Source organism: Phyllobacterium sp. CCNWLW183, assembly GCF_037203775.1.
GTDB lineage: Bacteria > Pseudomonadota > Alphaproteobacteria > Rhizobiales > Rhizobiaceae > Phyllobacterium > Phyllobacterium ifriqiyense.
Window position 1 is genome coordinate 86,344 of the sequence record NZ_JBBCBN010000006.1, and the last position, 23,570, is coordinate 109,913.

Consider the following 23,570-nt stretch of genomic DNA (forward strand, 5'->3'; position numbering starts at 1 on the left):
ATGCTGGATGTTTTTAACAGTTTCTACGGGCTCATCCCGGTCACAATTGCGCAAAGCCTCATTGTTTCCTTTGTCGTTCTTGGCGTTATGTTGCCATTCCGCATCCTGAATTTCCCGGATCTGACATCTGAAGGTGCGTTTCCGCTCGGCGGCTGTGTTTGCGGAACCCTGATAGCGGCCGGGGTAAATCCTTTTCTCGCCGTTTTTATTGCTCTGCTTTGCGGATTTGCGGCGGGTTGCACAACGGCGTTTATCCACCTCCGGTTCAAGATCAACACGCTCCTTGCCGGTATATTGGTGATGACGATGCTCTACAGCATCAATTTGCGTATTATGGGCCGCACAAATATTCCGCTTTTTACCTATGACACGACCTTTACTTTATTGGCCGGACCGGCTGCCAATTTCGCATGGGTGAAAATTGCGCTCGTAGGGGTACTGGTCGCGCTTGTTATTGCCGCGATGTTGTACTTCTTCATGTCGGAGAAAGGCACATCAATGCGTGCGGTCGGGGCGAGCCCAGATATGGCTGAAGCGCAAGGCATCAATGTCAGCACTGCGACGATCATTGGGGTTGGTGTCGCCAGTGCGCTTTCTGCCACAGGTGGAAGCATCATGGTTCAAACTCAAGGGTTTGCCGACGTCAATATGGGTTTTGGCATTCTTATCAATGGACTTGCTGCTCTTATTATCGGTGAAGCGATTACCGGTCGTCAGACGATCTTGCGGCAAATCCTTGCCCCCATTGTCGGGTCGTTGGTCTATTACCAGTTGATCTCATTCTGCTTGACGCTGGGACTTGCTCCAGCAGACCTTAAATTTGCCACTGGTGCCTTTGTGCTCCTGATGCTGGCTCTGCCGAATCTGCGCAAGTCCGGCGGAGGAAACCAGATTCGTGAGAAAATAAGGGAATAATCACAATCGGGAGATAATCATGACGAATGCTATCGATTGGGATGATGCCTATTCCAACTTCGCCTATATTCCGGACGGAGCCAGTTATCCGCAAAAATGGCGTACAGAGGCAGCCCAGTTCCGGTCGGAAATGGATGATAAAGGTCTGCTGAAGGCAGATATCGCCTATGGCCCAGATACGCGAAACCGGCTCGACCTTTTCATGCCTTGGGGCGATCTAAAGGGCCTTATGATATTTGTCCATGGGGGCTATTGGAAAGAAGATTTCGACAAAAGCGTGTGGTCACATTTGGCAAGGGGTGCGCATGCTCATGGATTTGCTGTTGCCGTTCCATCATATGTGCTCTGCCCGCATGTTCGCATCAGCGATATTACGGTTCAAATCGGTCTTGCTATCACCAAAGCCGCAGGAGAAGTTGCAGGTCCGATTCATTTGACCGGGCATTCAGCAGGTGGCCATCTCGTGGCACGCATGGTTACAGTCACATCGCCATTGTCGCAAACGATCCGTCAGCGCATTCGCAAGACCGTTCCGATATCTGCTATCACGGATCTTCGGCCTTTAATGAAAACAAAAATGAACGAGACGCTTCATCTTGATGCCATAGAAGCGCGGTTGGAGAGCCCGGCTTTGCTCGAACCGCAAGAAGGGATCGACCTTACTGCCTGGGTTGGTGCCGATGAGCGTCCGGAGTTTATCAGGCAGAATGCATTGCTTGCCAATATATGGGCTGGCTTTGATTGCAGTATTACGGCTGTTGAAGAGCCGACAAAGCACCACGCCAATATTATCGAAGGCCTGACGAAGGCGGATCATCCGCTGACGCGTACATTGCTGGGACTGTAGCAAAAAGGCTGCCAGGATTGGGATATCACCCTGGCAGCCTTTTTACCGATTTGTTGTTATCGAAGTGTCAGGCGCTAAGGCGCTTTGAATCCTCAATGATCATTGCATTGCTCGGCAAACCGAGTGCATGAGCAATACGTTCTAGCTTGCTCGGGTCCGAATTTTGACCGCTTTCAATAGTCTCGATTTCGAGAGATGTCAGACCGCATGACACGGCCAGATCTTCAATTGAATATCCGAATTGTTCGCGAAATGCCCTGACAATATTAATACCATTGGCTAAAGCTGTTGTAATCGATTCTGGCAATGAATAGTTATCGATGGTTTTGTTCATCGCTTTGCTCCTAACGTGAATGGTTTGGTTAACAAATCGGAAGGCAGAACTTATACGTCCGTCGGTTTGGATCAACCCTTTTATGCCTGTTCACATAAAACGTGATCGAAAACTATGTGGAGCGCTTGCCTTAAAGTAGCACCAAATCTCGGTAAAATGACAAATATGCCGATCGTTGACTTGACCAATTGCTGAAGAATATCAGTGGATTGTAACGCCGCTGTGTCACTTGCGGCTCGACATATATAGGTATGCCATCATGAAAAAGAAGGTTTCTGGCTGGATTTATTTCACGAGTCTCGTTTTGGGGTTTGTAACATTGGTTTGCCTGCCTTCAGGCTGTGCTCAGGTCTACTACGGAACGTTCCGCTATGAGGCTCAATGTCTGGAGCGCCCGCAACATGGTGAAACACTCTGCACAGTCGAGAAGATTAAATAGCCCGGTTTCCCGGGCCATTTAGTTCAAACGGCCACATCAAAAGCGGCTTGGGTTTTTGCTTTGATTTCTGCAACGGTCACACCGGGGGCGATTTCTATCAAGGTCATTTTGGCCTCACCACGTCTCTCGATAGTGAAAACGCCAAGATCAGTGATGACAAGGTCTGTCACCCGCTGGCCGGTTAGTGGCAACGTGCATTCTTCGAGCAGTTTGGCTTCCCCTTTTGCTTCATGCTCCATCACAACAACGACCTTCTTGACGCCTGCGACCAGATCCATTGCGCCACCCATGCCTTTGACCATTTTGCCGGGCACCATCCAGTTGGCAAGATCACCATTTTTTGCAACCTGCATGGCTCCCAGGATGGAAAGGTCGATATGGCCGCCTCGGATCATTCCAAAGCTATCGGCACCGTTGAAATAACTCGTTGTCGGCAACTGCGTGATTGTTTGCTTGCCGGCATTGATGAGATCAGCATCCTCTTCGCCTTCATATGGAAATGGCCCCATACCAAGCATTCCGTTTTCACTCTGGAGCTGTACACTCATGCCGGTTGGGATGTAGTTGGCGACGAGAGTGGGGATGCCAATTCCCAGATTGACGTAGAAACCATCTTCAAGTTCCTTTGCAGCCCGCTCGGCCATTTGATCACGTGTCCACGCCATATCAGTGCGCTCCGTTTTCAGCGACAAGTCTCGGTCGCGTTGTCCGTTGTTCAATATGTTTTGTCGGATTTGGAACGTGTACAATCCGCTTCACAAAAATACCGGGTGTATGAACATGGTCACCATCAATCATGCCTGCCTCGACCAGGTGTTCCACCTCCGCCACAGTGAACTTTGAGGCAGTCGCCATGATCGGATTGAAGTTGCGGGCCGTTTTACGATAAACGAGGTTACCCTCCGTATCACCCTTATAGGCATGGACTATGGACAGATCGGCGAAAAGCCCGCGTTCCATGACATAAGACTCGCCATCGAATTCCCGCACATCCTTGCCTTCTGCTATGATGGTGCCGACACCGGTCTTGGTGAAAAAGGCGGGAATTCCGGCTCCTCCTGCCCGAATGCGCTCGGCAAGCGTGCCTTGCGGATTGAACTCGAGTTCCAGTTCCCCCGATAGATATTGCTGCGCAAAAAGTTTGTTCTCGCCAACATAAGACGAGATCATTTTGCGGATTTGCTTGGTTTCGAGCAATACGCCAAGACCAATGCCGTCAACACCGGCATTGTTGGATATTACGGTCAGATCTCTAACACCGGAATCGCGGATTGCATAAATCAGCGCTTCGGGAATACCACAAAGGCCAAATCCACCGGCCATGATCGTCATGCCGTCGAACAGAACACCTTTCAGTGCGTCAGCCACGCTTGATTGAACTTTTTTCAAGAATAGTCTCCCATTTCTTTCGTCCTCCTTATCAACGGTAAAGCTTGTGCCGGTGCCACAGATAGTCGTATTAATACTGCATGACAGTACCGGAGCTTTCCAGTTTAGACATTGTGAATTCTGCGAGCGAAAAACGCTTTCAGTTGACGGACCTGCCAATGCCGATGGTCTATGCAACGCACCGTATCATAAGGGATTGCAATTCCGAATTTGCTGAAACCTTTGGCTATGAGCGGCTGGAGTTGATCAATCAGAGTTTCAGCCGGCTCTATCCCAAGATCAGAGATTTCGTTCGCACCGGCGAGATGTGGAGAAGCAATCTTGGAGGCGGTAAGGTCTATTACGATGAACGTTTGATGAGGCGCAGGGACGGAACCAGCTTCTGGTGCCGGGTGCGCGGTCGCAGCCGCAATAACGCCGATCCGTTTGCAGAGGCACTTTATTGTTTCGAGCCGACAAACCGGGCCGTGACAGGAAATATGAGCCTCATCTCCGATCGACAGAAACAAGTTCTGACCCTGGTGTCCCAAGGCAAGACCAATGCCCAGATTGCGGCGGAAATAGGCTTGTCGAAACGCACTGTCGAAGCGCACAGGGCACGCCTTATGCGGGCCCATTCTTTGCACAATAGCGCGGAACTTATTGCGTGGTTTTCAAGTCTGCGCTGAATCAGAAGGAAGCAGCGCTCTTTGGCCGCCAGACAAGCAGACGGTTTTCAACAAGTGTCACCAGCCAGTCGACAAGAATAACGAAAAAAGTCAAAACAAACATTCCTGCAAAAACGCCGGTGATATCGAAGACGCTTTCAGCCTCGTGAATAAGATATCCCAGGCCCGCTGCTGAGCCGAGATATTCACCGACTACTGCTCCCACTACCGCAAAACCTACCGACGTATGCAAAGATGAGAACATCCAGGACAACGCGGACGGCATATAGACATGGCGCAGCAACTGTCTTCCGTTCATGCCAAGCATGCGCGCATTGGATAGCACAGCTGGGCTTACTTCCTTGACACCTTGATAGACGTTGAAGAACACAATGAAAAAAACCAGAGTAACGCCCAAGGCCACTTTCGACCAGATGCCAAGCCCGAGCCACAATGCAAATATTGGTGCAAGAACAACGCGTGGCAAAGCATTGGCTGCTTTCACATAAGGATCGAAAACGGCAGCAAGGAGTGGTTTGCGCGCAAACCAGAACCCGACAATCACGCCCCCGAGCGAACCGATGATGAAGGCAAGTGCGGCCTCAGTGAGTGTTATGCCGAGATGATACCAAATCGAACCATCGGCAAACCAGTCGAGAATGCGGTTGCCAACGGCCAATGGCTCGGCGAAGAAAAAACTGATTGTTTTAGGATCACCGATAAGGGTTGTGGTTGAGGCAACGTGCCAGGCTACCAGAACGACGACAGCCACTAAAATTTGCAGGAGAAGTAAAAGTCCCCGGTTCATCAAGCTTTTTCCGCCTGCCGATAACCTTTGAGCACTTCTTCCTTTAACGCATTCCAGATTTCCCGGTGCACTTCATGGAATTGCGGCTCGGATTTGATGTCAGCCATATTGCGTGGTCTGGTTAGTGGAATTGTGTAATCGCCAATAATGCGCGACGACGGTCCGGCAGACATAATGACCACCCGGTCAGCAAGACCGATTGCCTCATCAAGATCGTGCGTAACAAACATGACTGCCTTGCGATCTGCTGTCCACAAATCAAGCAGCAGATCACCCATAATAAGGCGGGTCTGTGCATCCAATGGCCCAAAGGGCTCGTCCATTAATATGATCTTCGGGTCGCGGATAAGGACCTGTGCCAATCCCACACGTTTGCGCTGACCGCCGGAAAGCATGTGCGGATAACGGTCGCAAAAGGCGGAAAGTCCGACTTTCCCCAGCCATGTGCGAGCGCGCTCAAGTGCTTCACGACGCGGAATTCCGGCTACTTCCAGCCCTATCGCAACATTATCAAGCGATGTCTTCCACGGCATGAGCGAATCTTGCTGAAAGAGATATCCGGCATGGCCATTGATCCCGGTATGTGTCTTGCCGAAGATTTTGATCTGGCCCCGTGCTGGTTTGAGCAAACCAGCGGTCGCATTTAAAAGGGTGGACTTTCCGCAGCCCGTTGGTCCGACAATTGCAACGAACTCACGATCACGAACACTCAGATTTGTTTCGCCAACGGCCTCATATGTCTTTTCATGGGCAACCGGAAAAGCGATGGTAATGCCTTGCAACTCGACGGCGTCTGCACGGGTGCCCGCCTCGGATAGGGGTACTGTCATTGATGCTGCCTATCCCTTGATGAACCGGTCATCAAACGTTGCAGCAAGATCGATATCGGCTTTTGCAAATTCTGGATCGAGGATTTTTAATGTATTGAGAACCGACTGCATGCCCTCCATTGTCAGGACGCCGTTAAGCGAATAGGTGGGCAATGAATTGGCTACTGCTTTCAAATAAAGCGATTTATCGCCCAATTGATATTCCGCTGGAACGCTGTTTGCAATTTCTTCTGGCGAAGCACCATGCAACCATTTCAACGATTTGACGAAGGCATTGACCAAGGCTTTTGAAGTGTTGGGATTTGCGTCGGCAAACTCTTTCTTGACATAGAGCACTGCCGCTGGATTTGATCCGCCAAATAGTGCCTTTGTTCCCTCTTCGGTACGGGTATCGATGATGACAGTGATGTCGCCATCTGCTTCAAGCTTGGCAATGACCGGGTCCAGATGTGAAATTACATCCACCTGTCCTTGTTTGATTGCAGCCACGGCGCTGGCGCCACCGCCAATACCAATCAAGGGCGCCGCATTGGCTTTGAGTCCGGCTTTGACCATCGCATATTGCGCAGTCAGCGCAGTTGACGATCCAGGTGCTGTCACGCCGATCTTCAATCCGGCAAAATCGGCGGGAGACTTGATCTTATCAGCGAGTTCCTTGCGGACAGCGATCACAATGGCCGGGAACCGGCCAAGCTCGCACAAGGCTCGCACATCCTGTCCTTTTGCCTGCATCCGGATCGTGTGCTCATACGCGCCGGTTACAACATCGACAGACCCGCCGATCAGGGCCTGCAAGGATTTTGCTCCGCCGCCAAAGTCATTAACGGTGACATCAAGACCCTCTTCCTTGAAAAACCCCCGGCGCTCGGCAATTGTCAGCGGCAGATAATAAAGAAGGGGTTTGCCGCCGACACCCAGTGTAACGCTGGTTTTTTCCAGGGCCCCTGCTGTTTGAGCCCCCGCCCTTGAGCTGGAAGTACCAAGCAAGGATAGTGCTGCCGCACCAGCAAGAAATTGACGGCGTTCCATATTGCTTCCTCCGCTATGGATTGCACAACTTGTTCCGATGGCTGGCGATACCAGCTGGCTGTGCATTTGTTTTCTGATTTTGAGAAAAGTTAGCATCAGGATTCTGGCAAGACAAGCAGTTCCGCGGAAATACACAAAGAGGGAGATCTCCATAACCAAGGCTGCATCAAGCGAACGTGATGGCACTCATCAAGACGTCGCAGTCACCCATTATCGATCCACGCGCACAAACAGGCCCACGGCTACAAAAGCGAACGCAGATTATTGTCCAGGACGTGCTCGTGGTGCGGAATCGGTTGGCAGGGCGTCGAAAATGCACCCGAACCCTTCATCCATACGACATGGGAATGATCCACGCTTCAACCGGGCCGGCATTTGCTACCAGGTCGGTAATCGGCATCAAGGTGTCTTTCTGCCCTCCGCTATTTCAAGGGCAGGCTCGAAATCGCCGAGCCCTTCAATTGTTGCGGCTATTATCATTTGGTTTCACCACACTGTAACGCTGCGCCGTCTTGTATCGCGTATTCCTCACCTCGATAATGCCGCCCTCCAGTACGATGTATACGACCTCCCCATTTTGGGAAGTCGCCATGTCTCCGACTTTACCCTCACCTCGTATGATTTGATTGACGGTGATACGCGCCACCTGATCATCTTCTGCAGCTGCGACCAGGCCGGGATATGAGCAGGCGAAAATCGTAAAAGCCGAAAACAGCGCTATTTTTTTGTTTGCCACTTCACAGTCTCCCATTCACATGAATGTCGATTCCAACCATTCTCGATAAATGGCCGCGACTCAATGTTTGAATGATATCGAGCCCGCCATCGTTACGCCAATGTTTGGCAGGCTTGAAAGCAGCAACAATTCCGTGTAGAAATCTAGAAATAACGCTATTTTTCTAGATGGAATGCACCATAGATGAGCCTCAGCATCAAAGATCCGGAAGCCCACCGCCTGGCGCAGGCGATTTCTCACGCCACGGGGGAAAGCATGACCCGCGTCGTCACCGAGGCGCTACGCGAGCGGTTCGCCAAGATCGAACGGCAAAAGGGCCGGGCCAGCGTCGAGGAGCTCCTAGCGATCGCCGATCGTGCCGCAGCGCACGTCAAGCGCCCCTATGTCGATCATGCCGAATTCCTTTATGACAAGAACGGCCTGCCGAAATGATCGTCGATACCTCGGCTCTGGTCGCAATCCTCTATCTTGAGCCCGAGGCGGCGAGCTTCGTTAAGATCATCCATGACGCTGAAGTCACCCGGATCAGCGTCGCCAATTACGTCGAGTTGGCTATGGTGGTGGAGGGCCAACTCGGGGCCGATGGCATGCGTCAGGCCGAGGCCTTCTTCCGGCGCGCCGGCATCATCGTCGAGCCTGTGACACTGGAGCATGGCGAACTGGCCCGACAGGCTTTCCTTGATTTCGGCAAGGGCCGTCACAAGGCCGGCCTCAACTTCGGCGACTGCTTCGCCTATGCTCTGGCGAAAGCCTCGGGCGAACCGCTGCTGTTCAAAGGCAACGACTTCTCGCAAACCGACGTTCACGCGGCCTGATGGCCGACGATTCACAACCAACCGACTACAATTCGCTAACCCCTTCTGCTCCAAGTGCGCCTCCTCCCCTGCCGACCCATTTGCAGAATCTGACCGAGCGTGCCCGTGATTATGTCGAGGCGCGAGCTCCGCCAATACTCGCAAGGTTTATGCGTCCGACTGGAAACACTTCTCGGCTTGTGCCGGCGTTCGAACCTGCGTCCCCTCCTCGCTGATCCCCAAGTCGTTGGGCTCTACATTACGGCATGCGCGACCGGCACTGCATGAAACCGTAGTCGGTGTCGAACCATCGAGCGGCGCGTCTCTCTTAGCGGCCATCGAACGTCAATACCGTGCCGGTGATATAGACGGGCGTCGGCCGGAAAGAGAACGGCATTGGCGATCTCGCTGGGCTCGCCCAGCCTCCTATTGGCTTCCTGCGCATCCAGGTTCCGAACCATTCCTCCTTGCTGCGCCCCTTGAGCGTCAGTTCGGTGCCGACATAGCCGGGCGCGACAGCGTTGACGCGCACGCCCTGTTTGCCGCCAGCGGTTCGGTCAAAAGGTTCACGCTGGCCTTCGCGGCATTGTAGAAACCTGCGGTTGCGGATAGACGATCACTTCACCGCAAATGGACGAGATATTGACGATTGCGCCGCGCCCGTCCAAAAGCCCCAATTGGCACCGTCGGAAAGGATGCTCCTGACTTGCTAGCTTCAGTTCCGCTACGACCACCCACTGCTAGGGGAAGGCATAAGAGCCGTCCGGCCGTTTCGGCACACGTCGTTGCCAGTGAATGTAGCCTTCCTCCGTCATTGCCTGCTCGTCCATCTCGAGCCGCGGCCACACCGGACGCTCGCTGACATCGTCGGCCAAGACCCCCACCGACCTTAAGGCGCGCTGCTGACGACAAACATCGACTTGGACGAAGGCACTTGCTCGCTTGCCCTGCTTGAGGCGACCTCAGAGTTCTTCGGCCTCACACTGCAGCAGACCCGCGCAATCATATCGACCAGGTGTCGCTCCAGCCTTGGCAGGTACGCGTGATTTCGTTCTGGAACCGTAAGGAGGTTGATCACGGTGAAGCTGAAGCTTTGGCGCGATTGTCGATGAAAAGCCGATCAAGGCGATGATTGAGTTACCCGTGCCACTACACAGGAATCTCGTTGCTTATACCTCACGCAGGTCGCCCGGGTTCCTGATCTCTCGCTTCAACGTGGAAAATCAGCCTGCCCTGGCGCATTATGCAGTGGGGCAGCGACCGGCCCAAGCCTGAACTGTTGGTCACGTGCCTCCAATGTCACAAAGCGCTTTTCTCTGCCGCGAGACATTGGTGGCCTCGTCGCAAAATCCGTTGCAAAGTGTCAACTGGTCCCGCGCGAGGCAACCGTAAGCTTACCCGACATATCTGCCTGAGGTTGCTCGCGATCACCGATTGAAGATTTGGAGGCAGAGTGTGTGACGAGATGGCAGGGAATAACCAGCCTCCTTGGCGTATTGTTCACGCGTTCTTCAGGATTGCCGAGAATCGGGGGTCGAAAGCGCGTGCGATAGGTTCGGCTGCAGCGCCAAGTGCAGCAGACCAGGGATCGGCAAGTCCAGCTTGTAGCCGCGGCTGCGGATGGCGGTGTGTCCGCTCTGCAATGGATGGCAGCAAGGGCGCTATCTTTTCTACAAGTCGGTCAATCAGTATTCGGGGTGCACCACCGCACAAAATAACTGTTTGTGGATCGAAGACGAGTTCAAGTATCTGGACCGCGCGCCGCAACCGCTCTGCCACGTCATCCATCCACTGTTCGAGCCTTGACCCGCCCTGTCGCACCGCGTCGGTCACCTTTGCAAAAAGATCCGGCGCAGACGGATCAAGTTCCAGTAATTTACACAATGCCGCCATCGAAGCATAGTGCTCCAGCGGCTCGACATCGGCGCCATCTCCCGGCACCAAGGTCAGCATCATGCCGATCTCTCCGGCATTGGAATAAGCGCCTCCATAAAGTTCGCCGTTGAGAATGAGACCCGTACCCAGGCCATAACCGAAATAAATGCAGATGGCATGGTCAAGTCCATGTGCTGCGCCGAGTAAACGCTCCGCTGTCGCCGCCGCCGAAGCGTCATTTTGTAACGCAACCTCAAGCCCCGTACCTTCGGCGATACGTTCTACAAGTGGAAAGTTCTGCCAGGCGGTCATCATCCATGGATCGTCATAGAGCGTGTTAATGCCAAAAGGTCCGGGCATGGCAATCCCAAGCCCGACGAGGCGATCTTCACCGCCGGAAACCTGTTCGGCTAACATTGTTCTTGCCCGTGCTACAAGATCAAGCACCACGACGACGCCTACCTCCGGTCCCCCTGACGGGAGCATTGCCTCGATTTGAACCAGCACATCACCAACCAGGTTGACGATAACAGTGCGCGTTACATGTCGGTCAATCTGGAGGCCGATTGCAAAGGCTCCTTCGGGCACCAGTTGATAGGGTGTTGCCGGCTGCCCTCTGCCCTTTCGGATACTGGCTTGCGAGCGTACCAGACCCTCACCGGCAAGCTCTTCGATAATGTTGGACACTGTCTGGGGTGTCAGCCCGGTCGCCCTCGCCAAGTCGGCACGAGACAAGGCTCCGTTAATCCGTAGCGCATCAATCATGATACGTCGATTATGCGCGCTTGCTCCACCAAGATTGGTGCCGCTTTTGGCTCTTATCGTTGGTCTGTCATCCATGTCCAAGCCCTCTTGACAGCAGCAGAATATTGATCGACTAATAAGTCAAGAGAATTGATTTAATAGTCGACCGAAAGAGTCGCCGAAAAATCGTCTCCAGGGGAACGTGAGCAAAAGCTCTCGATCTGTAGCGATCACCGAGCACTGTCCATACCGGTCAGCGTTTAGAACTGCCAGAGCTAAACAGGAGGTAAGAATGTTGAAATCCGTCACGACCGCGCTTTTAGGCGCAACACTGCTGGCGGCGGCGCTGTCCGCACCCGCTCACGCTCAAACCAAGATCAATGCCTTGTTCATGGCACAGGCCGCGTACAGCGAAGCTGATGTGCGCGCCATGACAGAGTCTTTCACAAAGGCGAATCCGGATATATCGGTCAATCTTGAATTCGTTCCATACGAGGGCTTGCATGACAAGACTGTCCTCGCACAGGGATCGGGTGGCGGCTATGACGTTGTATTGTTCGACGTTATCTGGCCTGCTGAATATGCAACGAACAAAGTATTGCTCGATGTGTCGGACAAGATCACTCCCGAGATGAAATCAGGCGTTCTTCCCGGTGCATGGACGACTGTCGAGTATGAAGGCAAGCGCTATGGTCTGCCATGGATACTCGACACCAAATATCTGTTCTACAACAAGGAAATTCTACAAAAAGCCGGTATCGCGAACCCGCCCAGGACTTGGGCCGAGCTTTCCGAGCAGGCCAAGATCATCAAGGATAAGGGTCTGCTCTCAACGCCGATAGCCTGGAGTTGGTCTCAGGCCGAGGCGGCGATTTGCGATTACACGACGCTGGTCAGCGCCTATGGCGGCAGTTTTATCAAGGATGGCAAACCGGTATTCCAGACAGGTGGCGGCCTTGATGCGCTCAACTACATGGTTGAAAGCTACAAGTCGGGCCTCACAAACCCCAACTCGAAGGAATTTCTCGAAGAAGATGTCCGGCGCGTGTTCCAGAATGGCGAAGCTGCCTTCGCCTTGAACTGGACTTATATGTACAACATGGCCAACAATCCAAAGGACAGCAAAGTTGCAGGCAAGGTGGGAGTCGTTCCGGCTCCCGGCGTAGAAGGAAAAAGCACGGTCTCGGCAGTTAACGGCTCGATGGGCCTCGGGATTACCTCGACCAGCAAACAGCCTGATGAGGCGTGGAAGTACATTGCTTTCATGACTTCCCAGGCGACGCAAAACCAATATGCCAAGCTCAGCTTGCCAATTTGGACATCGTCTTATGACGACCCGGCTGTTTCGAAAGGTCAGGAAGAACTGATCGCGGCCGCCAAGACCGGTTTGGCTGCCATGTATCCGCGCCCTACAACACCAAAATATCAGGAACTGTCGACGGCATTGCAGCAAGCAGTTCAAGAATCACTGTTGGGCCAAGAAGCGCCGGAAGCAGCGCTGAAAACGGCGGCTGAAAACAGCGGATTATGATTTGATTGGAAAGGCGGCCGCGTTGTCTGCCGCCGTTCCCTCATTCATTATAATATATTGATGATGTGACGGGCAATATTTCATGACGAACAATTGGATTACGACCCGGGCATGGCTGCTTATGCTGCCGCTGCTTGTCGTCATGATAGCGGTTATTGGCTGGCCGCTGATCGATACGATCCGGCTCTCCTTTACCGATGCAAAGCTGGTAGGAACCCAGGGCAGTTTCGTTGGGCTGGACAATTATGTGAAGGTCCTTTCCGGTTCAAATTTCCAGCGTTCACTCCTGACGACTTTTTGGTTTGCGGTTCTTTCCGTCTCCGCAGAGATGGTGATCGGGGTCTTGGCGGCATTGCTTCTCAATCAACGTTTCTACGGCCGCTCAGTCTTGCGTGCACTGATGATTTTACCCTGGGCCTTGCCAACTGTTGTCAACGCCACCTTGTGGCGCCTGATATACAACCCCGAATATGGAGCACTAAATGCACTCCTCGTGCAAATAGGGATGCTTGATTCCTATCGCTCATGGCTCGGCGAACCCGGGACTGCACTGGCATCGCTGATCCTTGCGGATTGCTGGAAAAACTTCCCGCTGGTTGCCCTAATTGCTCTTGCCGCTCTTCAGGCTGTGCCCCGCGATATTACGGCAGCTTCCATGGTCGACGGCGCAGGAGTCTGGTCACGCTTCCGTTTTGTTACCCTGCCCTATCTGGCCGGGCCGCTCATGGTGGCATTGGTCCTGCGAACAATCGAAGCTTTCAAGGTTTTTGATATTATCTGGGTCATGACTCGCGGCGGTCCTGCTAACAGCACCCGCACCCTGTCCATCCTCGTCTATCAGGAAGCATTCTCGTTTCAGCGAGCCGGATCAGGCGCATCATTGGCATTAATTGTCACCTTGCTGGTGACGGTGCTTGCCGTCGCCTATGCAGCTCTTATTCGCAAAACCGCAGGAGCGTCATGATGGAGCGTCAAAGCCTCACCCTGACCATTTTCGTTCATATTGCGGCATTGGTTTTGGCTATCGTCATTCTTGCGCCAGTCGCTTGGTTGTTTGTTATGAGCATTTCCTCAACACCTGACCTGCTCGCAAAACCATTGCATTGGTGGCCGGATACGGTGGACCTTTCGCGCTATGGTGTGCTTCTGTCTTCAGTTGCAAACAGTGCGGGTGAGGCTTTTGTCGCTTCGCTTTTCAACAGTCTCAAGGTTGCCGGCATGGCAACTGTCGCAGCGCTTGCCGTTGCCATTCCATCGGCATGGGCAGTTTCAAGGACGCCTTCCGTTGGCTGGTCGCTCTATGCTGTCATTGCGACCTATATGCTTCCCCCGGTCGCCCTTGCTGTTCCGCTTTACATGTCACTCGCATGGTTCGGTTTGCTCAATAATGTCTTTGGTCTTGCCCTCGTGTATCTGACGATCCTTGCTCCATTTACCACATGGTTGTTGAAGTCAGGGTTTGACTCAATTCCGCGGGAGATCGAAAGCGCTGCCGTCATGGATGGTGCGCGACTGGATCAAATATTACGTCTCATCACACTCCCCCTTGCAGCCCCGGTTATGGCAACCGCTGCTCTGTTTGCATTTTTGCTTGCGTGGGATGAGTTTTTTTATGCGCTGCTTTTCACCTCCGATCAGCGCGCAAAGACATTGACCGTAGCAATTGCCGATCTGGCTGGCGGTCGTGTGTCGGATTACGGTTTGATTGCAACTGCGGGCGTTTTGGCTGCCCTCCCCCCGCTGTTGATCGGTCTGTTCATGCAGCGTGCTCTAATTTCGGGCCTCACAAGTGGCGGCGTTAAAGGATGAATATGCTCTCTGAAACTACAAAGCCCGCCGGACTTGTCGCTATTGAAAAAGAAATGGCACGGCAGAATGCAGACGCCCTTGCTTCCTTTGAGACCGCTTCGACTTTGGCGGCAACAATTGCACAGTCATTGCGCAAGACCCGGCAGTTGCTGCTGCTCGGCATGGGCGGTTCGCATGCGGTCGGTCGCGCAGTTGAGCCATTTTACCGAAGCCTCGGTATTGATGCCATTGCGGTTCCTTTGTCCGAACAACTGGGTCAGCCACTGTCGACGGACGGCAAAACAATTATTGTGACGTCACAGTCAGGTGAAAGTGCCGAAGTTTTGCGTTGGTTCGGTGAGACAGGTATTCGAGCTGATACGTTCGGTCTGACGCTGGAAGAAGGGTCGACGCTGGCGCGTACAATTCCTTCCCTCGTAGGTGCTGGCGGAACTGAAAAGGCATTTGCTGCGACGCGCAGTCTGACCATCAGCTTTGCGTTGCACCTCGCGATCATCAATGCATTGGGAGAAAACACGGCGGAAGCCTTGCGGATCCTGGGATCGTCTGACGTTACCCAAGTCAAAGAAGCGATTTCCGTTTTTTCCAATGTGAGGGCGATCGTCACATCTGGGCGGCGAATGCAGGGTGTGGCCGAAGCCATAGCGCTGGGTCTTACCGAGTTGTCGCGCATTCCTTGTTTCTCGCTGGAAGGCGGTCAATTGCGGCACGGGCCAATGGAGATGCTCGGACCAGATGTTGGCGTTGTTCTGTTTCGAGCCAAGGATGGAACGGCGGAACTCGTCAGCCGCATGGCGCTCTCGGCGCTTGAGGCCGGATCGCCGGTTATTGTGTTTGATGCATCGGATGAAGAGCCGATCAAAGAGGCGGTAATGATTGATGTCGGTGCCGCATCAGGTATTGCCGCTGTGTTTGCACTTCTGCCCGCTGCGCAACATTTCATGCTTGGCTTTGCCGGTTCGCGCGTAAAGGACCTTGGAACGCCTGTACGTTCCACCAAAATTACGCGGAGTGAATAACATGGCGCTGCGGCCTCTTGCCATTATCGGTAATGTCAATGTTGACCTCATACTAGGGCCTGCCGAACCTTGGCCACAGCCAGGTACGGAGATCATGGTCGATCATGATGAGCTTCGGGTCGGCGGATCGGCTGGCAATGCGGCTTTGGCTTTGCTGGGTTTGGGCGTTGAGTGCCAGATCGCCGCCAATGTTGGCGATGATCAGTTCGGCGAATGGTTGCGGCAGGCATTCAACGACCATGCCGTGCATTGGCCCGTGTGCCGGACCGGAACAACTCTTTCCGTCGGGATCACTCATCCCAATGGCGAACGCACATTCTTCACAACCAAAGGCCACATTGCGCACTTGTCGTGGACAGACGTGCACAAAATGCTTGATCCGAAGCTTCTGGAAGGTGGCACTGCAATCCTGTGCGGCTCGTTCCTGACCGGCATACTTGCAAATGATTATGATGCCCTGTTTGACTGGGCAGAAACGCATAATATCAAGATCGCTCTTGATACCGGCTGGCCTATAGACGGATGGACAGAGGAAAATCGTTCGCGCACACGACATTGGCTAAGCCGCTGTCATATCGCCTTGTTTAATGAGGTGGAAACCATCTCCCTTACCCACGCGACCGACGCAATTGAAGCTGCGCACAAGCTGAAGGCATTGATGCCGGACGATGCAATTGTTGTGGTCAAACGTGGCCCGGAAGGGGCGCTTGCCATAGGACCGGACAATATTGTTGTCTCGGCGCAAGCCCCTTCTGTCGCCGTCGTCGACACGATCGGTGCCGGGGATGTTTTCAATGCTGGCTTCGTGGCCGCACAAGCCAGCGGCCAAAGCATTGAAGAAAGCCTGCGCGCTGGTGTGCGTATCGCAACCATGGCCATATCCACTGTGCCTCGCCGTTATGATGGTGAAGATCTTCAAATCGTTTCGGGGAAAGAGTCATGAGCGCGCTTGAACTAGTTGATATTCGCAAACGCTATGGGAACATCGAAACTTTAAAAGGGATTGATCTGTCACTTGCCGATGGCGAGTTTCTCGTGCTGCTGGGTTCTTCAGGTTGTGGCAAGTCCACGCTGCTCAATATTATCGCTGGACTGGCCGAGGCTACGGGCGGTGATGTGCGCATTGGTGACCGCTCTGTAACCGGAATTCATCCGAAGAACCGGGATATAGCGATGGTGTTCCAGTCTTATGCGCTTTACCCGAATATGTCGGTGGCCCGAAATATTGGCTTTGGTCTGGAAATGCGCAAAGTTTCCGAAGCCGACCGCAATGTCGCGGTGCAAAAAACGGCAAGGATACTTCAGATTGAGAATTTGCTGGCGCGCAAACCGTCCGAACTGTCCGGTGGTCAGCGCCAGCGTGTTGCCATTGGGCGTGCGCTTGTGCGCGATCCGCAAATATTCCTGTTTGACGAGCCGCTTTCAAATCTCGATGCGAAATTGCGGATGGAAATGCGAACCGAACTGAAGCGTTTGCATCAGATGCTTGGAACCACGATTGTCTATGTGACGCACGATCAGATTGAGGCCATGACACTGGCAACGCGCATCGCGGTTATGCGCGATGGTCAAATCGAACAGCTGGCCACGCCGGATGAAATTTATAATCGCCCCGCTACGCGTTATGTGGCAAGTTTCGTCGGCTCTCCACCAATGAATATGCTGGATTCCACTTTCTCCGATGGATTTGCTCATATTGACGGGACACTGAGCAGTATTCCCCTCCCCGCGCATCTTCACAAGGCCGCCGCTGAAGCGCGGAACATTACAGTTGGCGTCCGTCCCGAAAGTCTGACGCTTGCGCAGGTCGGGGTCACGAATTTTGGCATAGATGCAAAGATTGAAGTGGTCGAACTGACAGGGCCGGAACTTGTTGTCACTGCCACCATTGGCATGCAACGCCTTACTGCCAGTCTGCCCCCTCGATCGCAGGTGACAGTGGGGGCCATGCAACGCTTTGCCATTGATCCCGACGCTCTGCATGTGTTCGACAAATTGACAGAAAAGCGAATTTAAATGCTTGGTCGACTGAGAACATATGCAGCGCTGGCAATAAAAAATATAGCGACGAACCCTGCCAATAATGGTGACGGCCGGGCGAAATAATAAAATGAAGCATAGCCAAAGGCCATGCCGCCGCAGGCAATCCATTTAATACGCATTGGTATGGCCCCATGCTCTCGCCATTTGACCAATGTCGGCCCAAAGACGGGATGCTCAAGCAGCCATTTCTCAAAACGCGGCGATGATTGCCCAAAACACCAGGCGGCCAAAATCAGGAAGATTGTTGTGGGCATTACTGGGAGAAGCAGACCTATGAAACCGAGCGCGACCATTAGCCAGCCGAGCGCGAAATAAATTGTTCGCTTCGCCATGTTCATACCGCCTGCTTTCCACGTGCTGTTTATTGTAGACAAGTATCTACATGTTTTTGCATATGAAGTCAGCGGGTTTGCAGGTGCCAAAACTCACGCAGGCAGCAATTGCTGCGGCCCTTCCCTCTTTGACAGAACCGTATCAATCAATCCCCACTCTTTTGCCTCGTCGGCGGTCATGAAATGATCGCGATCCAATGTCCGCTCCACTTCATCAAACGAGCGTCCGCAGTGTTGGGCATAAAGCCTTGTCACACGTTGTTTCGTTTGCCGCATCTCTTCAGCCTGGATAAAAATATCCGAGGCCTGACCCTGGAATCCACCAAGTGGCTGATGCACATGGATACTGGAATTGACCAAGGCAGTTCGGTGACCGGGTTCGCCAGCCATTAATAGAAATGAACCCATTGATCGAGCGGTACCCATGCACAATGTTGCAACGGGGCATGTGATGAATTGCATTGTGTCGTATATTGCAAGACCACTGGTTATCACGCCGCCAGGCGAATTGATGTACATGGAGACAGGCTTGGTGGGGCTTTCGGATTCAAGAAACAACAGTTGTGCGCAAATCAACGCAGCCATTCCGTCCTCCACCTGACCGTTGAGAAAAACGATACGTTCGCGCAGCAGTCGTGAATATATATCAAAAGACCGTTCCCCTCGGCTGGACTGTTCCACGACCATAGGGACAAGCTGCATCATGTCGCGCATAGGCGAACTCCTCTCCGTCAAATTGAAAGTTTGTTGTGGTCAGGCGGCCAAGCGTTGCCTTGGAAAATTGCAGTTGGCAGCAATCATGGATTGCTCATGCACGATATGAAAAGTGGTTCCACCTTTGTCATTCGCGTTGATCTGGAACGTCACGGTACTGACCGCTTCATTATCTTTGATGCTATAGCGCACATGCGTGCCCGGTTCCATGGAGATCAGGCGCAGCTCGATGCGGTCCAGTGCGGCTTCATCGTCCATATCGGAGCACGCGGGGCTGCCAAGCCACCGCGAGACATATTCGGGGACGGTTAACGCGCGCCACACCTTCGTTGGTTCAGCATCCAGTTCGTAAGTGAGCCTGATCGGCGCTTCGCTTTTCGGTGTCATTGATCCATCTCCTTGAGAAGCCGTTTCAGCTCGTCCACCCGCTTCGGCCAGAATGCGTGATATCGGCTTAGCCATTGGTGCATTCGCGCGATCCCATCCGGGTTTATTCGATACATCACGTTGCGACCGAGCTTTTGTTCGGCAATCAAACCGGCGCTACGCAAGACAGCAAGATGTTGCGAGATGGCCGGCTGCGACATTGCAAACCCCTGCCGCAACTGCGTGGCGTTCATTTCACCGTCGGCCAGACGTTCAAAAACTGCGCGTCGCGTTGGATCGGCCAGTGCCTTGAAAAACTCTGTCTCGTTCATGAGAATACATAAGCATAGACTTATGTGATTCGCAAGGGCTGTGTTCGGGCAGGGGCTGGTGACCGAGCCGGCCAGGACAAGCCGGTCAGCACCATCGAAATTTGCTCTTTTTTTACCCCTAATCTCGTCAGATTTACGGTCTATATTGTTAATCAGCAAATCATTAGCCCGCTTATAGCCGGGCTCGACTGTCCTTTGGAGATCATGCCTTGTTCACATATCAAAAGTTTGGCCTTGCCCTTGTCCTGTCCTCGGCACTTGTAACCGGTGCTGCCGCCGATACGCAGCAGGTAACCGGCACTTATGTCAATCAGTCCGGGGGCACCAAGGTCCGGCTAAGCGACTGCGGCACCGGTCTGTGCGGTACGGTCATATGGATGAAAAACCCGGTCAATGATGTCAACAATCCGGATGTTTCCAAACGGAACCGGTCCGTGGTCGGCATTCAGGCGGTGAGCCTGAAATCAACAGGGCCTGCCACATATGCCGGCTCTCTTTACGATACAGAAAGCGGCAAGACCTATTCAGGCAAGGCGCAATTCTCTGACAATGAGGTCACACTATCGGGATGTGTCCTGGGCGGATTGATATGCAAATCGTCCATCTGGCGACGCGCAGAATAACCGGCTTTGTCCGCAAGTGGTTGCAGCACTGCGGCTGTGGTCTCGCCGCACGGATAGGTAGGCGTGCCGTTACGGCAGGTAGTGGACATGCCGGCGCAGATGGTGTCTGGACATTCCCACACGTGCCTCGACGCAGAAGGCGTCACGTAACAGATCCTATGTTGATGCTCCGGTGCGCCGGAAGCAACGATCCTGCTTCGCTGCATGCTCCTTGACGAGCCGGACCAATCATCTTGACGCCCAACATCCATCAGCATCCTGCGGCTCGTGGCTTTGGTGATTGTGCCGGTAGGCGCGCGTTATGAGTAAGCTGCTCCTCGGCGTCCGAAAGGCTTTGTCAGCGATCATTGCGCTTTTCTGCCATCCTGGCACGATAAAAGGCGTCCGCTGCCGCCGCATTGTGGGTACGGGACCATCCGAAGACATCGAGCGGTGCGGAAAACGTCCGAGTTCGACGACAGCAAGGGCTGCGAGCTTGGCATTGATCGTCGCATGTTGCCTTGCAGGCGGATTGCACAACAGTGACTGCATGATCGTGCCGGGAAGGAAAATTCTGCACCGCAGAAAATCCGCCATCAATGCCCGCTTCAAACAATAATTCCGGATCATCTTCTGGATCCGGTTGATTTCCACTGCTGTCCGCTCCATGCGGTTGACCCGTCCAAAGAACGTCGTCGACAGCGGTATGGACAGGTCACCGATTCCCACGCTGACCGCAACTACAAGGGCGATGGCGGCAAGCGATGCCAGCAGCAACGTAGCGACAAGAGGGAGATGCCGGGCAAGGTGGCCTGTCTCATTTACTATCCCAGACCAAGAGCCATCGCTGCCTCGCCACCTTTCCAGCCCCGTAGAGGATGTTTTCGGATTCAAGGCCGGCCCGTCCATGATCAGATGGCCTGTTCGTTGCAGCGGATCAACGGCCGGATCGCCAGTCAGGATTTTGATTTCGCTTTGCATCTGTCGTCGTTGCTTGCCACACGATCGGCTAAATTTCAGGTAGGCAAGCCTTATGCACTTGATAAAGGTAGGGCGATAGTGCAAGATATTGACAGGCGCTATCCATCGGCGGCTGTGCCCTTTTGGCCAGAAACCCTCCGCTGCAAGCTTTGATAAGCAGTTGGTCAACGCCTTGATTATCATTGCAAAATCAGTCGTAACGGCAGTTAAATCGCCGTTAGTTGCTCTTCCTCAGAGGGGATGGATTTCCCGACGGGCAAAATACAACCGGGAGTGCAATCCGCGTCATTATAGTCATCCGGTCAGCGGCCTGCGGCAGACGGGTTGGAGTCTCCATAGGTATTAACGAGGCTTTCAAAAAGTTCTCAGCTGAGAACTTTTGCACAGATTTTGGTGGCCGCCATTTGCAAGAGTTCTCAGCTGAGAACTTCCCGGGAATGCGATATGGGTTTTGAAGGCGGCCGAGGCGCGGTTTGCGACGTCTTCCTAAGTTATGCTTGCCCCACCTGTTTGTTGACGGTTCCGGGGGCTCTGCCACGTACATCACCGATCTCGCGATTGATTGGTCTTTGCAATCCAACCAACAGAGCCACGCTGTCCGGATGGTTGAGGCAAAAGCCCACCTAATCCTTTAGGGGCGCCAGCCTGGTTTGCGGGCGTCAGCGGAACATATATTCACTGATGCCGAGTAGATAACCCAGTGGTGATTTGCCTGGCGCGCTCGGTCTGGGCAATGAGCTGGCCCATATCGGCCTGGTTGACTGATCAACCATTGTGCAACGCGGGCCGTGAGGGGCTCGACCCGCCCTTCCCGCAAGCCATAGGTCAGTTCGATCAACTGGTTCCCGCGGGATAAACCAGCGCGGCGCGTCCGTCATTGCCAATGGCAAGAGGATGACGAACGGCAGAGCATCCAGCTCTATATGTCCGCCTTGGACAGGGCGCCTTAGGTAAGGTGATCCGCATGGGGCCTGCATCAATCAATGTGGGTCGGCTTGGTCATCTGTCCGCCCGTCTGGTCTCAAGCGCATGGACAATGTCCCGGTTTCCAAAACACAGCGCCCCCAGCAGCAAGCTCGGACCAGCCTGATCCTGCAGCTCCGACTCACGGTCCTGTCTGCGGAGCATGAGTAGATCGCTCATCTGAAGAAAGGCAGGCGCCGTTCGCGGGACCGGACCTGACTGAACTTCTGAATTCCCGCGGGCAGCAGAGGCTTCAATCGCTACAGGAGGAATTGCTGGCTTCGATCACTTGAAACATTGCCGGGCTGCATGGCGCGCGCAGGGCGATCCGGCGCCACGGCCAGTTGACCAACTGATCAATCATGGTGATATCGTTTACATCCGAGGTATTGAGACAAAATTCGCCGATCCGGCGCAGACGGAAAAGAACCGTGTGTTTACCGAGGCAGCCGGGCAGTTCGCCCGGAAGTTTGATCGCGCCGGACAGAGGCGCCGGCCCGAGATGAGTGAGCCGCTCAATCCTCACGATATTGTCCTCATCGATGTCCTCTCCCGGGGCACCTGGTGACCGATGCACTCGAACAATCGGGTTTTCCGTGCTGACCGCAACCCCGGATCATTCTGCCTAACGATGTTCGGCACATCATGCCCGATATCATTTGACGCATGGCGATCCTGCTGCAGATGGACGGAATTGAAAAATGTGCGCATAGCAAAACCCGGCAGCGGTCACGCGGGTTCCGGTTATTTCCATGACGGGCCCGATGCCCGAGTTGGTCTTTCCCGATGATGTCTTACTTCGAAGAGCGGCGCGTTGGTCGGCCGGCACGGCAATGCGCCCGTTCGTCCTGATTGCTCCGGTACCAGCGCGGGACAAGTGTCCCATTTGCAGGGGCAGGTTCCAGGCGTTGCCCGCCCGCCATCATATCAGCAGCCCGGAAATAAGCCTAAACTCCGCGCACCGGAGATACCGCAGAACCCGGGGCAAAACATAGCCGGGAGGGTAAGCCTGCCGTCCCTTGCTGCAAAGAATTCAGCTCGACAGAAATCCCGCATCGGTCCGTCAAGCCGGTAAAATGGCGAATGCAAGACCCTTGTGGGCGCATGGTGCGGCAGGTCAAAGCCGGCGACCACGGCATCATTTGATCAATCCCCAGGGTGTAAATGCAACCAGTCGGGTGTCGATGCTACCAGGAACTTCCAGCAAGGGTTCATGCAAAGGCCGGCTAGGGGATGGGCAGGCATAAAGGATCTTCTGAATCGAATATCGATCCAGCACACAGCGCCATCCCGATCTTCGCCTGGCTTATTGGTTGCGGCGCCTTTTCCTGCGACGCGCCCGTCAATCAGGTGCAAAGCTGGCTTGCCGCAGGGGAGGGCGAACCTGTCAGTTCGTGTCGCAGGTGCCCCTGCCGAAATGCCAGCGATTTTCCAGGACACAATCCCATTCACACCGGCGCCGGCGATAGAAGGGCAGAAGGGGTGCAAGCG

Annotated in this window: 30 protein-coding genes and 1 pseudogene; 15 read left to right on the forward strand and 16 right to left on the reverse strand. The window is 53.8% G+C overall.

What is annotated here, in order from left to right; translation table 11 throughout:
- Positions 1 to 915, forward strand: a complete 915-nt coding sequence (locus tag V9K95_RS14605; protein WP_336441250.1) for an ABC transporter permease — start codon at positions 1 to 3, stop codon at positions 913 to 915.
- A 19-nt stretch (positions 916 to 934) separates the two neighbouring features.
- Entirely contained in the window at positions 935 to 1,762 is an 828-nt protein-coding gene (locus V9K95_RS14610; RefSeq protein ID WP_336441249.1) for an alpha/beta hydrolase, read from the forward strand.
- Positions 1,763 to 1,829: 67 nt separating this feature from the next.
- On the opposite strand, the gene V9K95_RS14615 is transcribed toward V9K95_RS14610, so the two are convergent.
- A complete protein-coding gene (locus V9K95_RS14615; protein WP_115053994.1) occupies positions 1,830 to 2,096 on the reverse strand; it encodes a helix-turn-helix domain-containing protein in 267 nt (88 codons plus the stop codon).
- Positions 2,097 to 2,355: 259 nt separating this feature from the next.
- Between V9K95_RS14615 and V9K95_RS14620 the strand changes: the two genes are divergently transcribed.
- Positions 2,356 to 2,535, forward strand: a complete 180-nt coding sequence (locus tag V9K95_RS14620) for a hypothetical protein (RefSeq protein WP_336441248.1) — start codon at positions 2,356 to 2,358, stop codon at positions 2,533 to 2,535.
- Between the two features lie 23 nt (positions 2,536 to 2,558).
- Here V9K95_RS14620 and V9K95_RS14625 read toward each other — a convergent pair whose 3' ends face one another.
- Entirely contained in the window at positions 2,559 to 3,200 is a 642-nt protein-coding gene (locus V9K95_RS14625) for a 3-oxoacid CoA-transferase subunit B (protein ID WP_115053993.1), read from the reverse strand.
- Between the two features lies 1 nt (position 3,201).
- Positions 3,202 to 3,867 carry a CoA transferase subunit A gene (locus tag V9K95_RS14630; protein ID WP_307278980.1) on the reverse strand — a complete coding sequence of 222 codons (666 nt, stop codon included), beginning with the start codon at positions 3,865 to 3,867 and terminating at the stop codon, positions 3,202 to 3,204.
- A 137-nt stretch (positions 3,868 to 4,004) separates the two neighbouring features.
- Here V9K95_RS14630 and V9K95_RS14635 point away from each other — a divergent pair, with 137 nt between their 5' ends.
- The gene (locus tag V9K95_RS14635; RefSeq protein WP_336441247.1) at positions 4,005 to 4,592 is read left to right on the forward strand and encodes a PAS and helix-turn-helix domain-containing protein; all 588 of its coding nucleotides are present in this window, start codon (positions 4,005 to 4,007) and stop codon (positions 4,590 to 4,592) included.
- Between the two features lies 1 nt (position 4,593).
- Here the strand turns inward: V9K95_RS14635 and V9K95_RS14640 are convergent, their stop codons facing one another.
- The 4 genes from V9K95_RS14640 to V9K95_RS14655 all read right to left on the reverse strand — a co-directional run bounded on the left by V9K95_RS14640 (position 4,594) and on the right by V9K95_RS14655 (position 7,974).
- Positions 4,594 to 5,379 (reverse strand): ABC transporter permease, encoded by a 786-nt coding sequence (locus tag V9K95_RS14640; protein WP_336441246.1) that lies wholly within the window; start codon positions 5,377 to 5,379, stop codon positions 4,594 to 4,596.
- Positions 5,379 to 6,209, reverse strand: coding sequence for an ABC transporter ATP-binding protein (locus V9K95_RS14645; RefSeq protein ID WP_307277859.1), 831 nt, complete (start codon positions 6,207 to 6,209; stop codon positions 5,379 to 5,381). Before V9K95_RS14645 ends, V9K95_RS14640 begins: the two co-directional genes overlap by 1 nt.
- 9 nt (positions 6,210 to 6,218) lie before the next feature.
- Positions 6,219 to 7,238 (reverse strand): ABC transporter substrate-binding protein, encoded by a 1,020-nt coding sequence (locus V9K95_RS14650; RefSeq protein WP_336441245.1) that lies wholly within the window; start codon positions 7,236 to 7,238, stop codon positions 6,219 to 6,221.
- A gap of 457 nt (positions 7,239 to 7,695) precedes the next feature.
- A complete protein-coding gene (locus tag V9K95_RS14655; RefSeq protein ID WP_307277865.1) occupies positions 7,696 to 7,974 on the reverse strand; it encodes a hypothetical protein in 279 nt (92 codons plus the stop codon).
- A gap of 183 nt (positions 7,975 to 8,157) precedes the next feature.
- On the opposite strand from V9K95_RS14655, the gene V9K95_RS14660 reads away from it, so the two are divergent.
- The 3 genes and pseudogenes from V9K95_RS14660 to V9K95_RS14670 all read left to right on the forward strand — a co-directional run.
- Entirely contained in the window at positions 8,158 to 8,406 is a 249-nt protein-coding gene (locus V9K95_RS14660) for a type II toxin-antitoxin system VapB family antitoxin (RefSeq protein ID WP_307277867.1), read from the forward strand.
- The gene (locus V9K95_RS14665; RefSeq protein WP_307277870.1) at positions 8,403 to 8,789 is read left to right on the forward strand and encodes a type II toxin-antitoxin system VapC family toxin; all 387 of its coding nucleotides are present in this window, start codon (positions 8,403 to 8,405) and stop codon (positions 8,787 to 8,789) included. Before V9K95_RS14660 ends, V9K95_RS14665 begins: the two co-directional genes overlap by 4 nt.
- A pseudogene (locus V9K95_RS14670) lies at positions 8,789 to 9,053 on the forward strand (integrase); the annotation flags it as partial. The gene V9K95_RS14665 and the pseudogene V9K95_RS14670, both read left to right, overlap by 1 nt.
- A gap of 43 nt (positions 9,054 to 9,096) precedes the next feature.
- Here the strand turns inward: V9K95_RS14670 and V9K95_RS23710 are convergent.
- Both V9K95_RS23710 and V9K95_RS14680 read right to left on the reverse strand, forming a co-directional pair.
- On the reverse strand, positions 9,097 to 9,300 hold the full coding sequence (locus V9K95_RS23710) for a hypothetical protein (RefSeq protein WP_442958565.1): 204 nt from the start codon (positions 9,298 to 9,300) through the stop codon (positions 9,097 to 9,099).
- Between the two features lie 208 nt (positions 9,301 to 9,508).
- Positions 9,509 to 9,643: a hypothetical protein gene (locus V9K95_RS14680; protein WP_336441326.1), complete on the reverse strand. Its 135-nt coding sequence runs from the start codon at positions 9,641 to 9,643 to the stop codon at positions 9,509 to 9,511.
- Positions 9,644 to 9,869: 226 nt separating this feature from the next.
- On the opposite strand from V9K95_RS14680, the gene V9K95_RS23715 reads away from it, so the two are divergent.
- On the forward strand, positions 9,870 to 10,043 hold the full coding sequence (locus V9K95_RS23715; RefSeq protein WP_440810697.1) for a hypothetical protein: 174 nt from the start codon (positions 9,870 to 9,872) through the stop codon (positions 10,041 to 10,043).
- A gap of 225 nt (positions 10,044 to 10,268) precedes the next feature.
- Here V9K95_RS23715 and V9K95_RS14685 read toward each other — a convergent pair whose 3' ends face one another.
- Positions 10,269 to 11,483, reverse strand: coding sequence for an ROK family transcriptional regulator (locus V9K95_RS14685; protein ID WP_336441243.1), 1,215 nt, complete (start codon positions 11,481 to 11,483; stop codon positions 10,269 to 10,271).
- A 196-nt stretch (positions 11,484 to 11,679) separates the two neighbouring features.
- Here V9K95_RS14685 and V9K95_RS14690 point away from each other — a divergent pair, with 196 nt between their 5' ends.
- From V9K95_RS14690 to V9K95_RS14715, 6 genes are all read left to right on the forward strand, one after another.
- Complete coding sequence (locus tag V9K95_RS14690) at positions 11,680 to 12,918, forward strand: extracellular solute-binding protein (RefSeq protein WP_336441242.1); 1,239 nt, start codon at positions 11,680 to 11,682, stop codon at positions 12,916 to 12,918.
- 82 nt (positions 12,919 to 13,000) lie between these two features.
- Entirely contained in the window at positions 13,001 to 13,882 is an 882-nt protein-coding gene (locus V9K95_RS14695) for a carbohydrate ABC transporter permease (RefSeq protein ID WP_115053985.1), read from the forward strand.
- Positions 13,882 to 14,727 carry a carbohydrate ABC transporter permease gene (locus V9K95_RS14700; protein ID WP_336441322.1) on the forward strand — a complete coding sequence of 282 codons (846 nt, stop codon included), beginning with the start codon at positions 13,882 to 13,884 and terminating at the stop codon, positions 14,725 to 14,727. The genes V9K95_RS14695 and V9K95_RS14700 overlap by 1 nt, the downstream gene beginning before the upstream one ends.
- Entirely contained in the window at positions 14,724 to 15,746 is a 1,023-nt protein-coding gene (locus tag V9K95_RS14705) for an SIS domain-containing protein (protein ID WP_442958564.1), read from the forward strand. The genes V9K95_RS14700 and V9K95_RS14705 overlap by 4 nt, the downstream gene beginning before the upstream one ends.
- Before the next feature lies 1 nt (position 15,747).
- Positions 15,748 to 16,689, forward strand: coding sequence for a carbohydrate kinase family protein (locus tag V9K95_RS14710; protein WP_336441240.1), 942 nt, complete (start codon positions 15,748 to 15,750; stop codon positions 16,687 to 16,689).
- Entirely contained in the window at positions 16,686 to 17,762 is a 1,077-nt protein-coding gene (locus V9K95_RS14715) for an ABC transporter ATP-binding protein (protein ID WP_336441239.1), read from the forward strand. The genes V9K95_RS14710 and V9K95_RS14715 overlap by 4 nt, the downstream gene beginning before the upstream one ends.
- On the opposite strand, the gene V9K95_RS14720 is transcribed toward V9K95_RS14715, so the two are convergent.
- The 4 genes from V9K95_RS14720 to V9K95_RS14735 all read right to left on the reverse strand — a co-directional run bounded on the left by V9K95_RS14720 (position 17,759) and on the right by V9K95_RS14735 (position 19,533).
- Positions 17,759 to 18,127, reverse strand: a complete 369-nt coding sequence (locus tag V9K95_RS14720; RefSeq protein ID WP_336441238.1) for a YbaN family protein — start codon at positions 18,125 to 18,127, stop codon at positions 17,759 to 17,761. The two genes, V9K95_RS14715 and V9K95_RS14720, sit on opposite strands and share 4 nt — an antisense overlap.
- An 87-nt stretch (positions 18,128 to 18,214) precedes the next feature.
- On the reverse strand, positions 18,215 to 18,835 hold the full coding sequence (locus V9K95_RS14725; RefSeq protein WP_336441237.1) for an ATP-dependent Clp protease proteolytic subunit: 621 nt from the start codon (positions 18,833 to 18,835) through the stop codon (positions 18,215 to 18,217).
- Between the two features lie 39 nt (positions 18,836 to 18,874).
- Positions 18,875 to 19,222 (reverse strand): SRPBCC family protein, encoded by a 348-nt coding sequence (locus V9K95_RS14730; RefSeq protein WP_336441236.1) that lies wholly within the window; start codon positions 19,220 to 19,222, stop codon positions 18,875 to 18,877.
- The gene (locus tag V9K95_RS14735; RefSeq protein ID WP_336441235.1) at positions 19,219 to 19,533 is read right to left on the reverse strand and encodes an ArsR/SmtB family transcription factor; all 315 of its coding nucleotides are present in this window, start codon (positions 19,531 to 19,533) and stop codon (positions 19,219 to 19,221) included. The genes V9K95_RS14730 and V9K95_RS14735 overlap by 4 nt, the downstream gene beginning before the upstream one ends.
- A gap of 209 nt (positions 19,534 to 19,742) precedes the next feature.
- Between V9K95_RS14735 and V9K95_RS14740 the strand changes: the two genes are divergently transcribed.
- On the forward strand, positions 19,743 to 20,156 hold the full coding sequence (locus V9K95_RS14740) for a DUF2147 domain-containing protein (protein ID WP_336441234.1): 414 nt from the start codon (positions 19,743 to 19,745) through the stop codon (positions 20,154 to 20,156).
- Positions 20,157 to 20,384: 228 nt separating this feature from the next.
- Here V9K95_RS14740 and V9K95_RS14745 read toward each other — a convergent pair whose 3' ends face one another.
- Complete coding sequence (locus tag V9K95_RS14745; protein ID WP_336441233.1) at positions 20,385 to 21,116, reverse strand: hypothetical protein; 732 nt, start codon at positions 21,114 to 21,116, stop codon at positions 20,385 to 20,387.
- A gap of 1,216 nt (positions 21,117 to 22,332) precedes the next feature.
- Positions 22,333 to 22,605 carry a hypothetical protein gene (locus V9K95_RS14750; protein ID WP_336441232.1) on the reverse strand — a complete coding sequence of 91 codons (273 nt, stop codon included), beginning with the start codon at positions 22,603 to 22,605 and terminating at the stop codon, positions 22,333 to 22,335.
- Between the last annotated feature and the right edge of the window lie 965 nt (positions 22,606 to 23,570).